This window comes from Janthinobacterium foliorum (assembly GCF_978021625.1).
This window is the reverse complement of record NZ_CDXDQE010000003.1, coordinates 450416-469412: the sequence shown is the minus strand read 5'-3', so window position 1 is coordinate 469412 and position 18997 is coordinate 450416. Positions and strand designations below refer to the sequence as shown.

At 65.4% G+C, this 18997-nt stretch carries 13 protein-coding genes; 2 read left to right on the top strand and 11 right to left on the bottom strand.

Annotation, left to right across the window (positions count from 1 at the left end; translation table 11 throughout):
- Positions 1-5 precede the first annotated feature (5 nt).
- The 8 genes from ACZ92H_RS09565 to ACZ92H_RS09530 form a co-directional block, all read right to left on the bottom strand.
- Positions 6-2312, bottom strand: a complete 2307-nt coding sequence (locus ACZ92H_RS09565; RefSeq protein ID WP_465049148.1) for a DUF3141 domain-containing protein — start codon at positions 2310-2312, stop codon at positions 6-8.
- Positions 2313-2360: 48 nt separating this feature from the next.
- Positions 2361-3485, bottom strand: coding sequence for an ABC transporter permease (locus tag ACZ92H_RS09560; RefSeq protein WP_102295099.1), 1125 nt, complete (start codon positions 3483-3485; stop codon positions 2361-2363).
- A gap of 1 nt (position 3486) precedes the next feature.
- Positions 3487-6243 carry a ribosome-associated ATPase/putative transporter RbbA gene (gene rbbA, locus ACZ92H_RS09555; RefSeq protein WP_465049146.1) on the bottom strand — a complete coding sequence of 919 codons (2757 nt, stop codon included), beginning with the start codon at positions 6241-6243 and terminating at the stop codon, positions 3487-3489.
- Between the two features lie 2 nt (positions 6244-6245).
- The gene (locus tag ACZ92H_RS09550; RefSeq protein WP_131373582.1) at positions 6246-7319 is read right to left on the bottom strand and encodes an HlyD family secretion protein; all 1074 of its coding nucleotides are present in this window, start codon (positions 7317-7319) and stop codon (positions 6246-6248) included.
- A 17-nt stretch (positions 7320-7336) separates the two neighbouring features.
- Entirely contained in the window at positions 7337-8770 is a 1434-nt protein-coding gene (locus tag ACZ92H_RS09545) for an efflux transporter outer membrane subunit (protein ID WP_465049243.1), read from the bottom strand.
- A 10-nt stretch (positions 8771-8780) separates the two neighbouring features.
- On the bottom strand, positions 8781-9548 hold the full coding sequence (gene fabI / locus ACZ92H_RS09540; protein WP_465049145.1) for an enoyl-ACP reductase FabI: 768 nt from the start codon (positions 9546-9548) through the stop codon (positions 8781-8783).
- Positions 9545-9730, bottom strand: a complete 186-nt coding sequence (locus ACZ92H_RS09535; protein ID WP_131373579.1) for a hypothetical protein — start codon at positions 9728-9730, stop codon at positions 9545-9547. The genes fabI and ACZ92H_RS09535 overlap by 4 nt, the downstream gene beginning before the upstream one ends.
- 430 nt (positions 9731-10160) lie before the next feature.
- On the bottom strand, positions 10161-11594 hold the full coding sequence (locus tag ACZ92H_RS09530) for an IgA Peptidase M64 (RefSeq protein ID WP_465049144.1): 1434 nt from the start codon (positions 11592-11594) through the stop codon (positions 10161-10163).
- A gap of 210 nt (positions 11595-11804) precedes the next feature.
- On the opposite strand from ACZ92H_RS09530, the gene ACZ92H_RS09525 reads away from it, so the two are divergent.
- Complete coding sequence (locus tag ACZ92H_RS09525; protein WP_465049143.1) at positions 11805-12407, top strand: TetR/AcrR family transcriptional regulator; 603 nt, start codon at positions 11805-11807, stop codon at positions 12405-12407.
- On the top strand, positions 12404-13615 hold the full coding sequence (locus ACZ92H_RS09520; RefSeq protein WP_465049142.1) for a DUF418 domain-containing protein: 1212 nt from the start codon (positions 12404-12406) through the stop codon (positions 13613-13615). Before ACZ92H_RS09525 ends, ACZ92H_RS09520 begins: the two co-directional genes overlap by 4 nt.
- On the opposite strand, the gene ACZ92H_RS09515 is transcribed toward ACZ92H_RS09520, so the two are convergent.
- From ACZ92H_RS09515 to ACZ92H_RS09505, 3 genes are all read right to left on the bottom strand, one after another.
- The gene (locus ACZ92H_RS09515; protein ID WP_131373575.1) at positions 13606-14859 is read right to left on the bottom strand and encodes a cyanophycinase; all 1254 of its coding nucleotides are present in this window, start codon (positions 14857-14859) and stop codon (positions 13606-13608) included. The two genes, ACZ92H_RS09520 and ACZ92H_RS09515, sit on opposite strands and share 10 nt — an antisense overlap.
- Before the next feature lie 148 nt (positions 14860-15007).
- Complete coding sequence (locus ACZ92H_RS09510; protein ID WP_465049141.1) at positions 15008-17803, bottom strand: TonB-dependent receptor; 2796 nt, start codon at positions 17801-17803, stop codon at positions 15008-15010.
- A gap of 33 nt (positions 17804-17836) precedes the next feature.
- Complete coding sequence (locus ACZ92H_RS09505; protein ID WP_465049140.1) at positions 17837-18835, bottom strand: MurR/RpiR family transcriptional regulator; 999 nt, start codon at positions 18833-18835, stop codon at positions 17837-17839.
- Positions 18836-18997 lie beyond the last annotated feature (162 nt).

Here is an 18997-nt window from a genome sequence, read left to right as displayed (position 1 = left end):
GCCTTCTAGGCTGGGGTAATGTTCTTGGCGGATTTGGCTTTTGGCTTTGTCGTTGCGGCAGATACCGGCGTCGATTCTGCCACGGCGGGCGCCTGCGCCTGGTTTTGCAGCTTGTCCTGCGTCTTGCCTTGTGCCTTGGCGGCGCGGTCGAAGACATCGAGCATCTGCTGCAGGCTCGCTTCCTCGTCCGGCGTCGGCGCGTCGGGCACCAGCAGCACCTGCTGCAGCCATTCGGCCAGCGCGTGGATGGATTCCGGGTCGGCGCGCGACAGCAAGGTTGGCAAGGCGGCGACGGCGGCGTCGAAATCATGCATCATCAGGCGCGCCTGCTGGCGCACGATATGGCGGAATTCCTCCATGCTGACATCCTGCCGGTACTGCGGCTTGATCAGTTTCAGCGCCAGGTTGACACGGCGTTCATCGGCGATCATGCGGAAGCGGTAGATATAGAACAGCGCGCGCACGGCCGCTTCCACCAGGCCGCCCCTTTCCATGTCTTCGTCCATCTTGCGCGTTTCGCAGCGCACGTATTCGCAATGCTCGGGCGAGATGCCGGGGTGGGGGCGCGGCGGATTGGCGTCGCCGGGACTTTGACCCGTCAGCGCCTGCACCAGCGGCGAGCCGTACACCATGTCGAAGGTGGCTTCCTGCATGCTGTCGCGCCAGTCGCGCCAGCTGTTCAAGCCCGCCGTGATGGCGCCGGAAACCGCCTCCTGCATGGCCAGCAGCGGATTGTCGGGCGCCACCGGCTGGCGCTGCGCGCGCACTTTTTCCGCCTCTTTCGCCACCAGCCTGGCCAGCGGATTATGGTCGGTCCAGCGCTCGTACGACACGCGCAGCGGGTGCGACAGCTGCAGGAAGCGCGCCGTCTGCGGCGTCACCATGGCGCGCACCCACGGCTGCGCGAAGGTGCGGTACAAGGCCAGGTTGACTTCGGAGACGCGCGCGGCGGCGGCGAACTTGCGGTCGTTTTCCACGCTTGGCTGCACGATGGCGCGCACGTCCTCGATGCTGCGGCGCTCCACCTGCAGCACATAGTCGCCGCTGGCCAGGTCGGCGTTCGGCGTGTCGGGCGTCTTGTCGACGATCAGCGCCTGGTAGATGCCGGCCGGCAGCAGGTTGATCAGGTCGATATTGCTGGCGAATTTCTGGTGCTCCTTGCGCCCCACCTTGGCCGAGACGAAAATGCCCAGGTGGCCGATGCTGTCATGCACGGCATACACGATGGTCTGGTCGTGCATCAGCACGTCGGTGTCGTCGCGGTACAGGTCCGTGATCCAGCCCAGCGCCTGCGGCGGCGGCGTGATGTTGTCGCCGTTCGAGCAGAACACGACGATGGGCGAGCGGATATTGCGCAGGTCCAGGCGCACGCCGTCCGAGGTGATCAGTTCGGCCGTGGCCAGGCGGTTGCCGATGAACAGATTGTCGACGATGTACTGCATCTCGACGTCGTTCAGGAAAACGTGGCCACCCCAGTATTTTTCAAATTCCAGGTAGCGCGGCGCTTCCGTGTCGATGTTCGCATACAGGTTGTACTGCTTGGTCCACAGGGTGTTGGCCGGGTTCAGGTTCTCGAAATTCTGCACCAGGCTGGCGCCGTCGAAACGGCCGTTGCCCAGGTCGCCCGCCAGCGCCGTGGCCCAGCTGCCGCCCATCAGGCCGCCCGCGTAGCGCATCGGGTTGCGGCCATGCCAGCCGGCCCAGTACGACACGGGCGCGCCGGCCACGATGATGGGGCCGAACAGGTCGGGCCGCATGGCCGCCGTCATGAGGATTTGCCAGCCCGCCTGGCAATTGCCGATGACGACGGGCTTGCCTTCGCTGTGCGGATGCAGGGCGATGACCTTTTCCAGGAACTGCGCTTCCGCGTGCATGACGTCTTCCACCGTCTGTCCCGGCACGGGGTCGGGCAAAAAGCCGATGAAATAACACGGGTGGCCCGCGCGCAGGGCCACGCCGATCTCGCTTTCCGCCTTGAAGCCGCCGATGCCGGGGCCGTGGCCGGCGCGCGGATCGACGACGACGAACGGCCGCTTCGTCGGATCGGGTTCCGGCGCGTCCGGCGTCAGGATGCGCGCCAGGCCGTAGTTGACGGGGCGCGCCAGCTCCAGGCCGGACATCACCAGTTCGGCGGGAAAATCAAGCACGTTCGGCACTTCCTCGGCCAGGTGCTCCTGGTACTGGTTGCCGCGGCGGCGCATCACGTCCGCATACAGCACGATGCGCTGCCAGGAGTCGCGCGCATAGTCGCCCAGCATGCCCAGCGACGGCAGGCCGCCGGTGGAGAAAAATGGTGCAGCTTCGGTTTTCATGGCTATCCTTTTCATGCGAACAAGCGCCGGACCATTCCGGCGCGGGGTCTACGCCATCTGGCTAATGGTCTTGCGAAAACGGGCAAGGGCAAACGTGAACAGGGCCGTGCCGATCGCCAGCAGGGCCAGGAAGGGCTTCCACACGACGTCGATGCCGGCGCCGCGGTACAGGATCGCCTGGCTCAATTCGACGAAATGCGTGGTCGGCGCGATCAGCATGATGTTTTGCACCAGCTGCGGCATGCTTTCGCGCGGCGTGCTGCCGCCCGACAGCATCTGCAGCGGCAGCAGCACGAGGATCAGCAGCATGCCGAACTGCGGCATGCTGCGCGCCACGGTGGCGAGGAAAATCCCCATCGAAGTGGTGGCAAACAGGTGCAGCGCCGCGCCGCACAGGAACAGCGCGATGGAGCCCTCGATCGGCACGTGCAGCATGCCGCGCACCACCAGGTTCAGCGACAGGGCGGCGGCCAGCAGCACCACCAGGCCCATCGACCAGACCTTGCCCAGCATGATTTCGGCCGGCGTCACGGGCATCACCAGCAGATGCTCGATGGTGCCGTGCTCGCGCTCGCGGATCAGGGCCGCCCCCGTCAGGATGATCGACAGCATCGTCACCTGGTTGATGATTTCCATCAGCGAGCCAAACCAGGCCTGGCTCAGCGAGGGATTGAAGCGCGCGCGCATCACCAGTTCCACGGGCGACACCGTTGCGCCCCGGTAGCGCTTGGCGAATTCGGAGATCTCGCCGGCAACGATCTGCTGGATGTAGCCGCTGCCGCTGAAGGCCTGGCTCATGCGCGTGGCGTCCACGTTCAGTTGCAGCTCCGCCTGGCGTCCGCCCAGCACGTCGGCCTGCAGCTTGGGCGGAATCGTCAGCACGAAGGTGTACTGGCCTGCATCGAGGCCCGCGTCGACCTGGCTCTGGTTGATCATGGCCGGCGGCGTGAACTGCGGCGGGAAGAAGGCCGAGGCGATGCGCCCGGACAGGGGCGAGCCATCCTCGTCGACGATGGCGATCGAAGCCATGTGCAGGGTTTCCGGCTTGGCCGTGGCGGCCACGTAGATGGCCAGGGTAAACGTGTAGAGGATCAGGATCAGCATCATGGGATCGCGGATCAGGCTCCAGATTTCCTTCACGCCCAGGCGGTAAATGTTTTCAAGGTGTCGCAAATCAGCTCTCCTGTTTCTTCAGCAGCGCCACCGTCACGCCAAGGATCACGGGAATGGCGATGATCAAGGGCCAGAACGAGGCGTGCAGGTCGCCGAAGCCCAGCGCCTTGTTGAACACGCCGCGGCTGATATTGAGCATGTGCGTGGCCGGGTACATCAGGCCGATGGCCTTGCCCACGCCTTCCATCGACGAGACGGGATTGAGCAGGCCGGAAAACTGGATGGCCGGGATCATGGTGCCGATCATGGTGACGAACAGGGCGGCGATCTGGCTGCGCGTAAACGTCGAGGCGAACAGGCCGATGCCGGTGGCGCAGATATTGAAGATGAAGGTGGCGCCGATCAGGGTCGGCAGGCTGCCCTTGATCGGCACGCCGAAGGCGGTCACCGCCAGCAGGGCCATGAGGACGAAGTTGAACATGGCCAGCACCACGTACGGCACCTGCTTGCCGAGCAAGAATTCCAGGCGCGTGACGGGCGTCACGTACAGATTGATGATGGAACCGAGCTCCTTCTCGCGCACCACGGACAGCGCCGCCAGCATGGCCGGCAGCATCAGCAGCAGCAGCGGAATCACGGCCGGCACCATGGCGGGCAGGCTTTTCACGTCCGGGTTGTAGCGGTAGCGCGTTTCGATGGCGACGGGGTTGGCCGCCTTGACGCCGTAGCGGTGCAGCGCCTGGTCGGCCAGCCACAGCTGGTGCATGCCCTGCACGTAGCCCTGCACGGTTTCCGCGCGCATCGGCATGGCGCCGTCGATCCAGGCGCCCACCTGGGCCGGCGCGCCGCGCTGCACGTCGCGCGCGAAGCCGGGCGGGATCTCGATGGCCAGCGACAGTTCGCCGCTGCGCATGCGCTTGTCGATATCGGCATAGTCGCGCAGCGGCGGACGCTCGATGAAGTAGCGCGAACCGGCCAGGTTGTTCGCGTAATTCTGGCTCAGGGTCGTCTGGTCGTGGTCGAGCACTGCATACGTCAAGTCTTCCACGTCCAGGCTGATGCCGAAGCCGATGACGAACAGCAGCAGCACGGAGCCGCCCAGCGCCAGCGTCAGGCGCACGGGATCGCGCCGCAGCTCCAGGGTTTCGCGCCACATGTAGCTGAGCATGCGGCCCAGGCTGAAGCGGCTGCGCCGGCGTTCCGGCACGGGCTTGGCGGGTTTGCTGTCAGGCGCCTGGCTGGCTGGCGCCGCCGGTGCGCTTTGCGCCTCCGGCGGCGTGGCGCCGCCCGCCTCCTTCAGGTAGGAAATGAAGGCTTCCTCCAGGGTGGCGCTGCCGCGTTTTTTCACCAGCTCGGCCGGCGCATCGCTGACCAGCACTTTGCCCGCATGCATCAGCGAGATGCGGTCGCAGCGCTCGGCCTCGTTCATGAAGTGGGTGGAAATGAAAATGGTGACGTGGTCGCGCCGCGCCAGCTCGATCATCAGACGCCAGAAATTGTCGCGCGCGATGGGATCGACGCCGGACGTCGGTTCGTCGAGGATCAGCATTTCCGGCTTGTGCACCATGGCCACGGCCAGCGACAGGCGCTGGCGGATGCCCAGCGGCAGGCTGTCGGGCAAGTCGTCCATCACTTCGCGCAGGTCGAAGCGCTGCGCCATCTCGTCGACGCGGGCGGGAATCTCGCCTTCCGGCACGTGGAACAGGCGCGCGTGCAGCACCAGGTTCTGGCGCACCGTCAGTTCGCTGTACAGGGAAAAGGCCTGCGACATGTAGCCGACCCTGCGGCGCGTGTCGATATCGTTGGAATCGACTTCCTTGCCGAACAGCCAGGCCTTGCCTTCCGTGGCGGGCAAGAGGCCCGTGAGCATCTTCATGGTGGTCGACTTGCCGCAGCCGTTCGAGCCGAGGAAGCCGAAGATCTCGCCGCGGCCGATGCGGAAATTCACATGGTCGACGGCCGTGAAATCGCCGAAGCGCATGGTCAGGTCTTTTGCCTCGATGGCGACGTCCTGCGCGCTGGCCGCGTCCAGCGGCGTGATGACGACGGGCTGATGGCCCGCGCGCTTGGCCTCGGGCAGCAGCTTGATGAAGGCCGCTTCCAGGTTGCTGCTGCCGGTGCGCGCCAGCAGTTCTGCCGGCGTGCCCGTACCCCGCACCTTGCCGTCATCCATCGCCACCAGCCAATCGAAGCGCTGCGCCTCGTCCATGTAGGCCGTGGCGACCATCACGCTCATTTGCGGGCGCTGCACGCGGATGCCGGCGATCAGGTCCCAGAACTGGGCCCGCGCCAAGGGATCGACGCCGGTAGTCGGTTCATCGAGGATCAGCAGGTCGGGATCGTGGATCAGGGCGCAGCACAGCCCCAGTTTCTGCTTCATGCCGCCCGACAGCTTGCCCGCCGGGCGCGCCAGGAAGGGGTGCAGGCCCGTGCTCAGGGTCAGCTGGTCGATGCGGCGGCGGCGTTCTGCCGCGTCGTGGCCAAACAGGCGCGCGAAAAACTGCAGGTTTTCCTCGACCGACAGGGTCGGGTACAGATTCTTGCCCAGCCCTTGCGGCATGTAGGCGATGCGCGGGCAGACGTCGTCGCGGTGGCGCGCATCCTGCATGTCGCCACCGAGCGCCATGACCGTGCCCTGCTGCACGGCGCGCGCGCCGGCCACCAGCGACAGCAGGCTCGATTTGCCCACGCCATCGGGGCCGATCAGGCCCACCATGCAGCCGGCCGGCACGTCCAGGTCGATGGCGTCGAGCGCCACTGTCTTGCCGTAATGCTGGCTGACGCCCCGGATGCTGACGACAAAGGAAGCGGCGGCCACACTCACTGCGGAACCTTCGCCGTCAGTTCAGCTGGCCATGCCTGATTTGCATCGAGGCGCACCCAGGCGACGCCGGGCAAGCCCACCTTGACCAGGGCCAGGTGCTTTTGCAGCAGTTCGCGGCTGATCTGCGCCTTCACGCGGAACATCAGCTTCTGCCGTTCGCTGGCCGTTTCCACCGTCTTCGGCGTGAACTGCGCGCTGGCGGCGACAAACGAAATCGTTGCCGGAATCACGTAGCTGGGCGCCGCGTCGAGGATGATGCGCACTTCGCCGCCCAGCGCCACCTTGCCAGCCGCCGTTTCGGGCAGGAAGAAAGTCATGTACACGTCCGACAGGTCGACCAGGTTGAGCACCTTGCCGCCGCCGGCCAGCACTTCGCCCTGCTGCGCCACCAGGTATTGCACGCGGCCGTCGCGCGGCGCCGTCAGCTGGCCATCGGCCAGGTCGGAATCGATGCGCGCCGTGGTCGCCTCGGCGGCGGCAACGGCCGAACGCGAGCCCACCACCTGCGCCTTGGCCGCGTCGATGGCCGCCTGCGCCGCCGTTACCTGCGCCTTGGCCGCGTTCAGGGCGGCAGCCACGCTGCGCACGCGGGCGCGGTCGTCGTCGAGTTCCTGCACCGAGGAAGCCCCCTCCTTCGACAGGGTTTCGGAACGGGCCAGGCGGCGCTTGGCCGCATCGAGTTCGCTTTCGCGCTGCGCCACCATGGCCAGCGCGGCCGCCTTGTCGCTTTCGCGCACGGCCACCTGCGCCTGCGCGCCCACCACGGCATCGGATGCCTGCTGCTGGCGCGCGCGCGCCTCGTCGCGCTGGGCCGTCAGCGAGTCGACCTGCATGGTGGCCAGCGGCTGGCCCGCCTTGACGAAGTCGCCCTCGCGCACGAGGATTTCCTTGACGCGGCCCGCCAGCTTGGTGGCGACGTCGATCTCCGTCGCTTCGATGCGGCCATTGCCGCTGACGAAACCTTCACCGGGACCCGTGGGACGCATTTTTTGCCAGGCCACGTAGCCCAGCACGAGGACGGCCACGACCAGCGCGGCGGGAACGAGTTTTTTCTTCAGTTGTGGATTCATGGTGTCGGCGATCGCAATTAATTGGTGAAAGTGGCGGCGGCAGGGGCGCCGCCGCCGAGGGCGGCGTACAGGCTGACCTGGCTGGACAGCAGCGCGCGGCGCGTCTGCACCAGCTGCTGTTCCACCGTCAGCAAGTCGCGCTGTGCGTCCAGCACTTCCAGGTAAGGCGCGGCGCCATTGTCATAGCGCAGCTTGGCCAGGCGCGCGCGTTCGCTCTGCGCGGCCAGGGTCGTCTTGCCGATGTCGACCTGCAGCGCCAGCCAGCGCCGGTTCGACAGCGCGTCGGCCACTTCGCGGAAGGCGCCCTGCACGCTTTTTTCGTAATTGGCCACGGCCACGTCGCGGCGCACCTCGGCCAGGTCCATGTTGGCGCGGATGCGGCCCGCGTCGAAGATCGGCAGCACCAGGCGCGGCGCGAAATTCCACGCGCCGCTGCCCGAATCGAACAAGCCGCTCAATTCCGCGCTGGCCGTGCCATACGCCGCCGTCAATGAAATCGCCGGGAAGAAGGCGGCGCGCGCGGCGCCGATATTCGCCTGCGCGGCGCGCAGCTGGTGCTCGGCTGCCGTCAGGTCGGGACGCTGCGCGAGTAAGGCCGAGGGCAGGCCCGCATGCAGCGGCTGCAGCACGCTGGCGTCGTCGAAGCGGCGCGTGTCAGGCGTCAGGTCGACGGGACCGCCCACCAGTTGCGCCAGCGCGTGCGCCTGCACGGCGCGCGCCTGCTCCAGCTGGGCTGACAGGGACAGGGCCTGGCTGAGCAGGGTTTCCACCTGCGTCAGGTCCAGCTTGGAAATCGCCCCCACTTCAAAGCGCCGCGTAAAGATGCGCAGCGATTCGGCGCGGCTGTCCACCGTGGCGCGCGCCAGCGCTACCCGCTCATCGAGTTCGCGCAAGCCCAGGTAGCCATTGGCCACCTGCGCCACCAGGGCCACGCCGACGGCGCGGCGCGCCTCGTCGCTGGCCAGCAGGGTTTGCAGCGCGCTGTCCTTCAGGCTGCGCACGCGGCCCCAGAAATCGAGCTCCCAGGCGCTCACGTTCAAGCCCACCTGGTACTGCGCGCTCGTCATCGGCCGGCCCGTCAGGCTCAAGTCGCCGGGCACGCGCGTGCGGCTGCCTTCCGCGCCCAGCGCCACTGTCGGGAACTGTTCCGCGCGCTGGATGCCGTACGCGGCGCGCGCCTCCTCCACGCGCAGGGCGGCGATGCGGATGTCGCGGTTGCTGGCCAGCGCCTGGGCGATCATGGCCTGCAGGCGCGCATCGGCGAAGTAGCTTTGCCAGGCGATATCGGCAGCCTGCGCGCCAGCGGGATCAATTTCAGGATACTGCGCCGCCACGGGCAGCGGCGGCGGCGCGTACGGCGGCGCCATCGAGGCGCAGCCGGCCAGCAGCACGCTGACGGTCAATGCCGCCAGCGTGGCGCGCGGGGATAGAGCGGGAACAGCCATGGTCATCATCTTCCAGTCAGTTCAGAATGTTGTAGCCGCCGTCGACATACAGGGTGCCGCCCGTGATGGCGCGCGCGCCGTCACCGGCGAGGAAGGCGCACAGGGCGCCCACGTCCCCGATGGTGGCCAGGCGCCGCAGGGGCGAGCGTTCGATGGCGTCGGCCATCAGGCGGTCGAAGTGGGCGATGCCGGAAGCGGCCCGCGTTTCCAGGGGACCGGGTGAAATGGCATTGACGCGGATGCCCGCCGGGCCCAGTTCCGCCGCCAGGTAGCGCACGGAAGACTCCAGCGCGGCCTTGACGGGGCCCATCAGTCCATAGTCGGCGATGACTTCCTCGGCGCCCAAATAGCTCATGGTCATCAGGCTGCCGCCGTGCGGCATCAGGGGTTCGGCCAGCTTCGCCATGCGCATGAAGGAGTGGCAGGAAATATCCATCGCCTGCGCGAAACCGTCGGCCGAACTGTCCGTGACCCGGCCATGCAAGTCCTGCTTCGGCGCGTAGGCGATCGAATGGACGACAAAATCAATCCGCCCCCACTGCCGCTCGATCTGCGCGAATACCGCTTCCAGCTGGCCCGGCACGGAGACGTCGAGCGGCGCCATGATGGCCGCCTGCACTTGCAGCGCCAGCGGCTCCACGTGCGGACGCGCCTTGTCGTTGAGCCAGGTGACGGCCAGTTCGGCGCCAGCCGCGCGCAAGGCGCTGGCGCAGCCCCAGGCGATGCTTTGCGCGTTGGCGATACCCACCACCAGCCCCCGCTTGCCCTGCAGGGAGGCCGTCATGGTTTTTGCGGCCGCAAGGCGGGCCACGGCGTGGCCGCATTCACGCACTGCACCGCACCGGCGCACACGGAAGCGGCGCAGGTCGCCAGGGTGACGCCGCCGGCGCGCGCATACGGCAGCACGATGGGAGTGTGGGGATGGAGGGTGCTGCATGCGTCAGGCGCGGGGATCTGCATCTTCATGAATCTGGCTTCCGTCACTGAAAATTCGAGGCCAATGCCAGGCCAGGGGAAGTGGACTGGTACGGGGCGAAATTACTCTACAGCATTTAGATGCGTGATTTATGAAGAGTCCCATCCGCATGCTGAATGCCTTGAGCGAGGACAACTATAAGTGCGATTGCGGCGATGCAACATTGATGTACATCAAATTCTACCGCAATATTATTTAAATGAAACAAATTGTAAGCAATCGAATCGCGGTATTTATCTGATAACTATTGTGTGCTGGCGAGAATGAAAGTTACTGCGGGAATGCGAAGTGGTATTAGCGGGTAACGCGAGGATGGAATCGTATTGCAGGAGGGAAATGGGACGAAAGACATGAAAACAGGGGCCATGCTATTGCGACGCAACATGGCACCCCATAGACTACGGGAAGGAATTTTCGTGCTTAACGGGCCACGGCCGGACGCGAATACAGGTCGATGATGGTGCTGATGCCATCCTGGCACACGGAACAGAAGGTCTCGCTGCGGTCGAACATGATGCATTGCATCTCCGGGCGGTAATAGCCGGACGATTCATAGTTCGCGCCCTCGAAGGCGCCCACCGCATGGCGCTGCGGCGCCTTGGAAAACAGCTGCTGCGTGTACGCCAGGTCGGCCTTGAACAAGGCGCTCATTTCGCTCTCCGGGCGGTTGGCCGCGCGCAGGGCGGCGCGCTGCTGCTGGTATTCGCGCGCATGGCTGTCGTACGCTTCCTTCGGCCATGGCGTCGGCAGCGGCGTGCCGGCCTTCACATGGTTTTTCCATTTCAGCCTGGCCGGATCGCGCAGCGCCGTGGCGTTCGGCTCCCACGGTTCCTGGCGCTCGCCATTCGACTGATAGGCCACGGGCGAGGTGTAGTACTCATCGGCCAGGCCGGCGAAGTGGTGGCCGAATTCATGCACGAACAGGTAATTGGCCCAGTCATTGTTGGCCGCCGCCGTGCTGAACTGGCCGAAGATGCCGCCGCCGCCATAGGTGTCGTTGTTGACGAGGATTTCAATGAATTCGTACGGCGCGTATTGCGCCAGGTCGCGCAGGGCGCGGTTGTCCGTCGTCAGCACATAGCGCTCGCTGCGGAAGATATCGTAGCGCGTGCCCAGCGGCGAGGCATGGTGCACGCCCGTCGACGGGCGCGACACGCCCGATTCCTGCGTCGGCGCGGCCATGGCCCACACGTTGAAGTCATTGGCCCGCTCGCGGAACGGCGATACCGTGAACAGGTGCTCGGCCAATTTCCGCGCCGTCGCCTCGAACTTGCCCATTTCCGCCGCCGTGTAGCCGTCGCCCATGATCAGGAGGTCCACCTTGTCGGACGACGGGCCGCTGACGCGGATCGGGATCGGCTTGACGGGCGCCGGCGGCTGCTTGCGGATCACGTCCTGCGCGGCCGGGTCGACATCGGTGCTCCACACGATGGAAAACAGGCCGCGCTCGTCGCGCTTGAGGATGCGCACGCGCACGGGCTGCTCCGGCTGCGGGAAGCGCACCGATTCCTGGAACGCGCGCGTGGTGCTCTTCGCTTCATCGGTGCTGGCCCACTCGCCAAAGATGGTGGAAAAGCCGCGCGAATACAGCACCTTGCCCGACTTGATGTCGACCACTTCCAGCAGGTTGTTGCCACGGTTGCTGTCATCGATGGTGCGCGCCATGTTGCCCGGCCATGGCAGCGGCTCGACCAGCACGCGCTCGACCGCGTAATGCTCGCCCAGCGCATTGCCGCTGTGCTGGTAATCGAGGCGCATGGTGGCTGGCTGCGCAGTCGCAGCGTGCGCCAGCGGCGCAATCCCGGCGGCCAGCGCCAGCGCGCACAGGAAGGATCGGATCGGTGTCTGCGGCATGGCATTCCTAAAACGGTAGAAAAACAGGTGAAGGGAACGGTTTTCCAAACAATCGGCGGCCTTGCCGGCGCGCCTGCGAAAAACCGCTGCGGCACATTGTAGCGACAGCAAGGGAGCCTGCAAAGCCTCCATTTCAGCGCATGCACTTGACCTGCCGGCATGCTCCGATTATATTAGATTGACTAGTTGATTAATAAAAGAAACTACAATATGCGCACCATCGATCCCGACAAGCATGCCGCGCGCCGCGACGCCATCCTGGCCGCCGCGCGCCACTGCTTCGCCCGCAAGGGCTTTCACCAGACCAGCACTGCCGCCATCTGCGCGCAGGCGGGCATGAGTCCCGGCAACCTGTTCCACTATTTCCCCACCAAGCAAGCCATCATTGCCGCCATCGTCGACCAGGAAGGCAGCGAGACGGCCGCCTATTTCGACGCACTGCAAGGCAGCGCCGATGCGTACGGCGCCGTGCTCGCGTTCATGGATGCGGTGCTGGCGCTGGCCGCCGACGGCGGCGTTGCCGGCCTGGCGCTGGACATTGCCGCCGAGGCGCTGCGCGATGCCGATATCGCCGCCCGGGTAGCGCGCAACGACACCACCTTGCGCGCCGGCGTGCAGGCACTGCTGGAAAGCGCCGCCGCCCGGGGCCAGATCGACGCCGCGCTGGAACCGGCGCAAACGGCCGGCTGGATCGCCGCGCTGGTCGATGGTATCTTCAACCGGGTCGCCGTCGATCCGCATTATGCGCCGCTGGCGCAGCGCGCCAGCCTGCACCTGCTGCTGGCGCGCTTCCTGCGTCCGCCCCAGGCATGAGCGCCGCCGTGACGGCAACACCGGCGCGCATCGCCGACGTCGATGCCCTGCGCGGCTGCGCCCTGTTCGGTATTTTGGTGGTGAATATCGGCGCCTTTGCCACGCCATGGTTCGGCCTGGGCCTGACCGATCCCGCCTTTCACGGCGGCGTGGACCGCGCCACGCACTTCCTCGTCGCGCTGCTGTTCGAGACCAAGTTCTACCTGCTGTTCTCGTTTTTGTTCGGCTACAGTTTTACCCTGCAGATACAGGCGGCCGCGCGTGCCGGCGCACCGTTCGCGCCGCGCATGCTGCGCCGCCAGGCGGGCCTGTGGCTGCTCGGCGCCCTGCACGCCGTGATCCTGTTTCATGGCGATATCCTCACCACCTATGCCGTGCTGGGCATCGTGCTGCTGGCCCTGCACCGCTGCAGCGAACGCGCGGCGCTGACTCTGGCCGCCATCCTGCTGACGGTCTGCGTGGCGTTCTGGGGAGCCATGGCGTGGCTGCAAGGCCTGCAGCCGCCAGGCGGCGCGGAGCATGCCGTGGCGATGGCGCGCCAGGCGGCCGCCGCGCTGGCGGCTTACCGCGGCACGCCGGCCAGCGTCGTCGCGCAGCATGTGCGCGAATTGCGGGAAATCTGGATCGTCCTGCTGCTGGTGCAGGCGCCGTGCGCGCTGGCCATGTTCCTGTGCGGCCTGGCCGCCGGCAAGCGCGAACTGCTGCTGCATGCCGCTGATTATCTGCCGCTGCGCCGCCGCCTGCTGCGGGCCGGCGCGCTGGCAGGACTGCCGGGCGCCGCCTGCTATGCGTGGAGCTCCGTGTACGGCGACAGCCAGGCCTGGCAGGTGGCGGGACTGGCCGTCGGCCTGGCGACGGCGCCGCTGCTGGCGGGCGCCTATCTGTCATGCGCGCTGGCCTGCTTTGAACGGCTGCGCGGCGGCACGCTGTTTGCCCTGCTGGCCGACACGGGCCGCATGGCCCTGTCGAACTACCTGTTGCAGTCGGCCGTCTGCGCCGGCCTGTTTCTCGCCTATGGCGCGAGGCTGATGGGCAGCGTCTCGCCGCCGGGTGCCCTGGCGCTGGCCATCGCCATCTTTTGCGCGCAGCTGCCACTGAGCCGCTGGTGGCTGCGCGGCCACGCGTATGGTCCCGTCGAATGGCTGCTCAGGGCCTTGACGATCGCCGCCTGGCCCCGCTGGCGGCGTGAAGCCGCCGGCTATTTATAGCGGTACAAGGGCTGGCGCAGCTGGATGGGACGGATATCGAGGCGCAGCTTCAGCACCGAATACGCCTCCGCCTCGGTGGAGCTGTAGCCGACGCTGTTGACAGTCTTGCTGAACCTGAACTCGAAGCCCAGGTCCGGATACGGATCGCGCGGGTTGCCGAAGGCGATGCCGATGGCTTCCTGCTGCGCGTTGTCGATCAGGTTGCCCATCAGGTCCAGCACCGCGTTGTTGCCAAGGATATCGTTGGTGAACACGGGCTCGCGCATGTCGGGCTGGTTCGGATCGAGCTTGTTGTCGGCCTTGTCCGGCGATGGCGTAAACACGCGCGTGACGAGATTGAACTTGTCGCCCCGGTCCAGGTAACTGATGGCGGCATTACTGATATTGAAATTTTTCACGCCGCGGTCGCTGATGGCACCCGACAGGTCGATCAGCAAGGCGCCGCTGTAGCCGATGACTTCCACGTCGCGCATGGCGTCGACCACCATGGCGCTGTTTTCATCGATGCCCAGCCCCAGGTGATAGCCTTTCTTCAGCATCACGGGAATCATGCGCGCGAAGCGGCCGCGCACCAGCAAATGCTGGTCGACGAACACATCGCTGCCGATGAAGCCCAGCCCTGGCGCGATTTCGCGGCCATCCGTGACGCCCATCTTGAGCATGTCGAGCACCGGCTTGGCATCGTAGAACATGGTGGTGCTCATGATGGCGGCACCGGCGCTGGAGCCGGCGATGACGCCGCCATTGCGGTAGACCGACCAGATGGCTTCCAGCGCGGCCGTGCGGCTGCCGTCCGGACGCAGCAAGGCTTGCGTGATGCGCCCCTGGTCACCGCCCGCAAAATAGATGCCGGTGGCCGACTTGATCTGCGTGACGATGGACGGGTCTTCGGCCGCCTTGCGGTAATCGCTATTGGGCAGCTTGACGGCCAGCGGCACGAAAAACGCGTCGGCGCCGTATTGCTTGAGTTTCTTGATGATGCTTTCACCGGATTTTTCCGGATTCATCGCGGCCGACGCCAGCACGGCGATGCGCGCGCCTGGTCCGCCCGACAGTTTGACGATGCGCTGCCAGACTTCGGCGTTATCGGCCCGCAGGCCGCCGCCGATGATGACGAGAGTACCCTGCGGCGCGGTGCCGATGGCACTGCCGGCCGGCGCCGCCATGGCATGGATGCTGCAAAACGCCAGCGCGAACAGCAGCGCGGCGCACAGTTTTTGATACAGGCTTGCGGATGATTTCATGGTGCCTTTCGAATGCAAGGAAAGTGGCGCGCACCTGGTGATGCAGGCACGCGCCATTGCTGCCAATACTGCTGCTTGCAACCCAACTTCATCGAACTACGATACTACGTGCTGCATATGACAGCGTTGTTGCGGTATCTCCGGTTTTTTACTTGAAGCTGTAACTGGCGCTGGCATAGAAACGCCGGCCGCGCGGGTCCGCATAGCTGGGGTCATAGCCGGACAGGAAGAAATACGCCTGGTTCGAGTACGGCGGGCTGGTATTGAACATGTTCTGTATGCCCGCGCGCAGCTTGAACTGCTTGCTGACGGCGTACGCGCCCGACATGTCCCACAGCGTGTAGGCCTTCACCCGGTTCGCCGCGACCACGCTGCCGTCATCCGTGTTGATGGCCGAGTTCTGGTCATCGTAGCCGCTCGAATACGTGTTCGACAGACTGGCCGAATACGGACCATTGTCCCAGTCCAGCGTGATGGTATGGCGCCAGCGCTGGACCACGCCGTCCGTGACGAATTTATTCAGGTTGCTGATGAAGACGTCGCCCGGGCTGGTCTGGATTTTTGAATCGAGCACATAGGTGCCGCTCAGGTGGCCGCCGAAACGTCCCCACGCCGTTTTCACGCCGTGCAGGTCGGCCGTGATGTCGATGCCGGACGCCTTTTGCGCGCCGCGGTTTTCCTTGCGCAGTTCGATGTAATCGATCAAGCCGTCTTCATCGCGGTGCACCAGGTCGCCGTACTTGGACAGGTTGGCCAGGATGATGTCGTCGCCGATCTCGCTGATCAGGTCCGTGCGCTTGATGTTCCAGTAGTCGGCGCTGAAGGTCCAGTGCTGGCTCGGCTCGAGCACCACGCCGGCGGAAAGCTGGCGGCTGCGCTCCGGTTTCAGCTTGTCATTGCTGTAGCGGCGCGTGTCCCAGTTGTCGGCACAGACGGAATAATCATTGCTCTCGGCCGCGCAATACACGGGGTCGGGCAAGGTAGCCGTCTGGCTGTAGACGGTGGGACGGTGCAGATCCGACATCGACGGCGCGCGGAAGCCCTTGCCGGCCGAAGCGCGCATCAGTACCTGCCGGCTGGGCATGTAGGTCAGGCCGATCTTCGGACTGAGGGCGCCGCCCACCTGCTGGTAATGGTCATAGCGGCCCGACAATTGCGCCTGCCACTGCTTGGTAAAGGGCAGCAGCAGTTCGCTGTAGATGGCTTGCACATTGCGGCTGTCGCTGGTGGGGCCGCCCCCTTCCGGTGCCGCATCGTTATTGATGTTGTCGCTCATCAGCAGCGCCGATGGGCGGAACTCGGTGCGCTCGCGCCGCACTTCGCCGCCCACGGCCAGCGCCATGTCGCCGCCGCCCAGTGCCATCAGCGCGCGCGATGCCTTGAAATCGAGCGCATCCATGGTGCCGCGCGCATGGCGCACTTCGTCGTTGACCTGGATGCTGTCGATCAGCGCCTTGCCTTCCGCGCTGGATGGGCCGAAGGGATTGATGCGGCCATCGGCGATGCCTTCCAACAGCTTGTCGTACAGGACGTAGCCATGCGTATCGCGGTCCTTGACCACATTGACGCTGTGGTTCAGGCCCACGTCGTAATCCCAGCCGGCCAGCGTGCCGGTGGCGCCCACGACGAAACGCTGGCTCTCGCTGGTCAGCTCGCTGGTGCGCATGCCCGCCTCGTTCAGGCGCATGCGCAGTTCCAGTTCGCGCCCGGTCTGGTTGCCATCTTCGTCGACAATGCCATCGAGGCCCGTATTGGCCAGCTGCGGCACCTTGCTGTAATCGAGATAGCCGGTGACGCGCGCCGACGAGCCCACGTAATAGCTGCGCGAGCGGCTCAGCGCCACTTCCACATACAGCTGGTGGTCGCCGTTCAGTTTCAGCACGCCGCGCGTGAGCAGGTTCTGCTTGTCCGTTTTCGGATACAGTTCCGTGTCGCCCATATAGTCGTAGGTGCATGCATCGACGCCGCCGGTGCCCGCCGGCAGGTACAGGTTGGCCGGCGGCGCGCAATTCGGGATCGACAGGTTGATCTGCCGGTTGGTGATGGGCCGCCCATTGAGCAGGAAGCCGTTGTCCTGCAAATAGTCGCGCTGCTCGCCCGACAGGCGGATATTTGCCGGGCTGGTAAAACTCGACAGCAAATGCCCGAGGCGCTGCGGGATCTGCAGGTTCGGAATGAACTTGCGCTGCGAAGTGCTCAGGCGGTCGGTTTTTTGCAGGTCGACGACGGCAAAGATATTGTAGCCATCGGTGGCCAGGTCGCCCGTGCCGGCCGTGATGCTGGCCGTGCGCTTGCCGGCGCCGCCTTCATCGGTGCCGCTGCCGTAGGCATTCAGTTCCACGCCCTGATAATCCTTGCGCGTAATAAAATTGATGACGCCGCCGATGGCGTCCGTGCCGTACAGGGCCGAGGCGCCGTCGAGCAGTACTTCCACGCGCTGCAGGGCGGCGGCGGGAATGTTATTCAGGTCCACGCCCGCGTCGTCGCCGGGCGAGGCAAAGTTGGCCATGCGCCGTCCATTGAGCAGCACCAGGGTGGACGAGGTGCCCACGCCGCGCAGGTTGGCGCTGTTGAAGCCGCGCTGGTCGCCGCCCACGTTGATGCTGGCGCCATCCGTCAGGCCGCCCACGTTGGCCGACACGCGCGCCATCAGCTCGGCCGCCGTCGTCACGCCCGCCTTTTCAATATCGGCGCGCGTGATGACCTGCACCGGCAGCGCCGTTTCCGATTCCAGCCGCTTGATGGCCGAACCGGTGATTTCCACGCGCTGCATTTTCTTCTGTGCCGGTTCCGCATCCGTCCCCTGCTCCTGCGCCAGCGCGCCGCCGCCCAGCGTGCCCAGCGCCGCCGTGACGCTCAAGGCGCCGACGGCCAGGCGCACGGCATGCGCCAGCACCGCTACCCGTGGCAGTGTGCGACTGCCGTCCTGTTTTTCTGCTTGCATGCAAACTCTCCCAGATGGTGTTAACCCTGATTTTTATAATGACTGCTTTTTATGCACTGCCTTGCGCTGCTTGACTGCTGTTTTCCGGGGGCCCTGCGCGCCATGTTCGCCGCCGTACAGGTAGGCGGCGATCACCTCGCTCAGGCGGGCGGCTTTCTCGACGTTGTCCTTGTTCGATACCATCAGCGCCACGGCCAGCGCCTCGATCATGGCCAGCGCCGTGCTGGCGCTGCTGGGCAGGACGGGATGCGTGCTTTGCGCATACAGCGCATGGTCGGCCAGCTCGGCCAGGGGGGAGGCGGGAGAATCGGTGAGCGCCACAATGCAGGCGCCGCGGTCACGCGCGAAGCTGGCCAGGCCGATGCAATCGAGCGTATAGCGGGGGAAGGAAATCACCACCAGCACGTCGTGCACCGTCAGGTTGACCAGGTGGCCTGCCGCCACTTCCGAGCCGCCGATGCCCACCACTTCGACCACATGCGGACAAAATGGCTGCAAATGCTGCACCAGCATGCCGGCCAGGTTGGCCGACAGGCCGAAACCCATCACATACACCACCTTGGCGCGCGTCAGGCGGCGCACGACGGCGTGCATGTCGGGCAGCGACAGCGCGCCCGAGGTGGCGGCGATATTCGCGGCCGCATATTCCAGGCTTTCCGTGATGGGCGAAGTGGCGCGCGCGCGCCGCTCTATCGTGTGGCGCAATTTATCGACAGGCTGCAACAGTGCCTGCAGGGTTTCCGCCATGGCGCTGCGCATGGCGGAATAATTCTTCTGGCCGATGTCCCGCGCGAAGCGGCTGATGGTGGCTGTCGACACCTGGCAGTTGTCGGCCAGCTCCTCGATGCCCAGCGCGATAACGCGCATCTGGTTGCGCAGCAGGTAGTCGGCGATCTGGCGCTGCGAAGCCGAGCCGCTGCCCAGCACATGCATCAGGGCCTGTCCCAGCGGCGATTGTGCAAACGCGGCATCGGGCGACGATGGCGCGGCGCGCATGGTGGCGGCATGGACAGGGCTGGCGGATGCTTTCATATCACTGGCGGCCTGGAGGTCTGGAAATCGGAATCACGGCGTATCGGAGCGGCGAAAAAAACGGCGCTGGAATCCACTCTACGCATATCAAAAAGAAAACTCAACAAATTTTTGTAAAAGCATTTTCATTTATTTACTTCGTGAAAATAATGCTACATAATC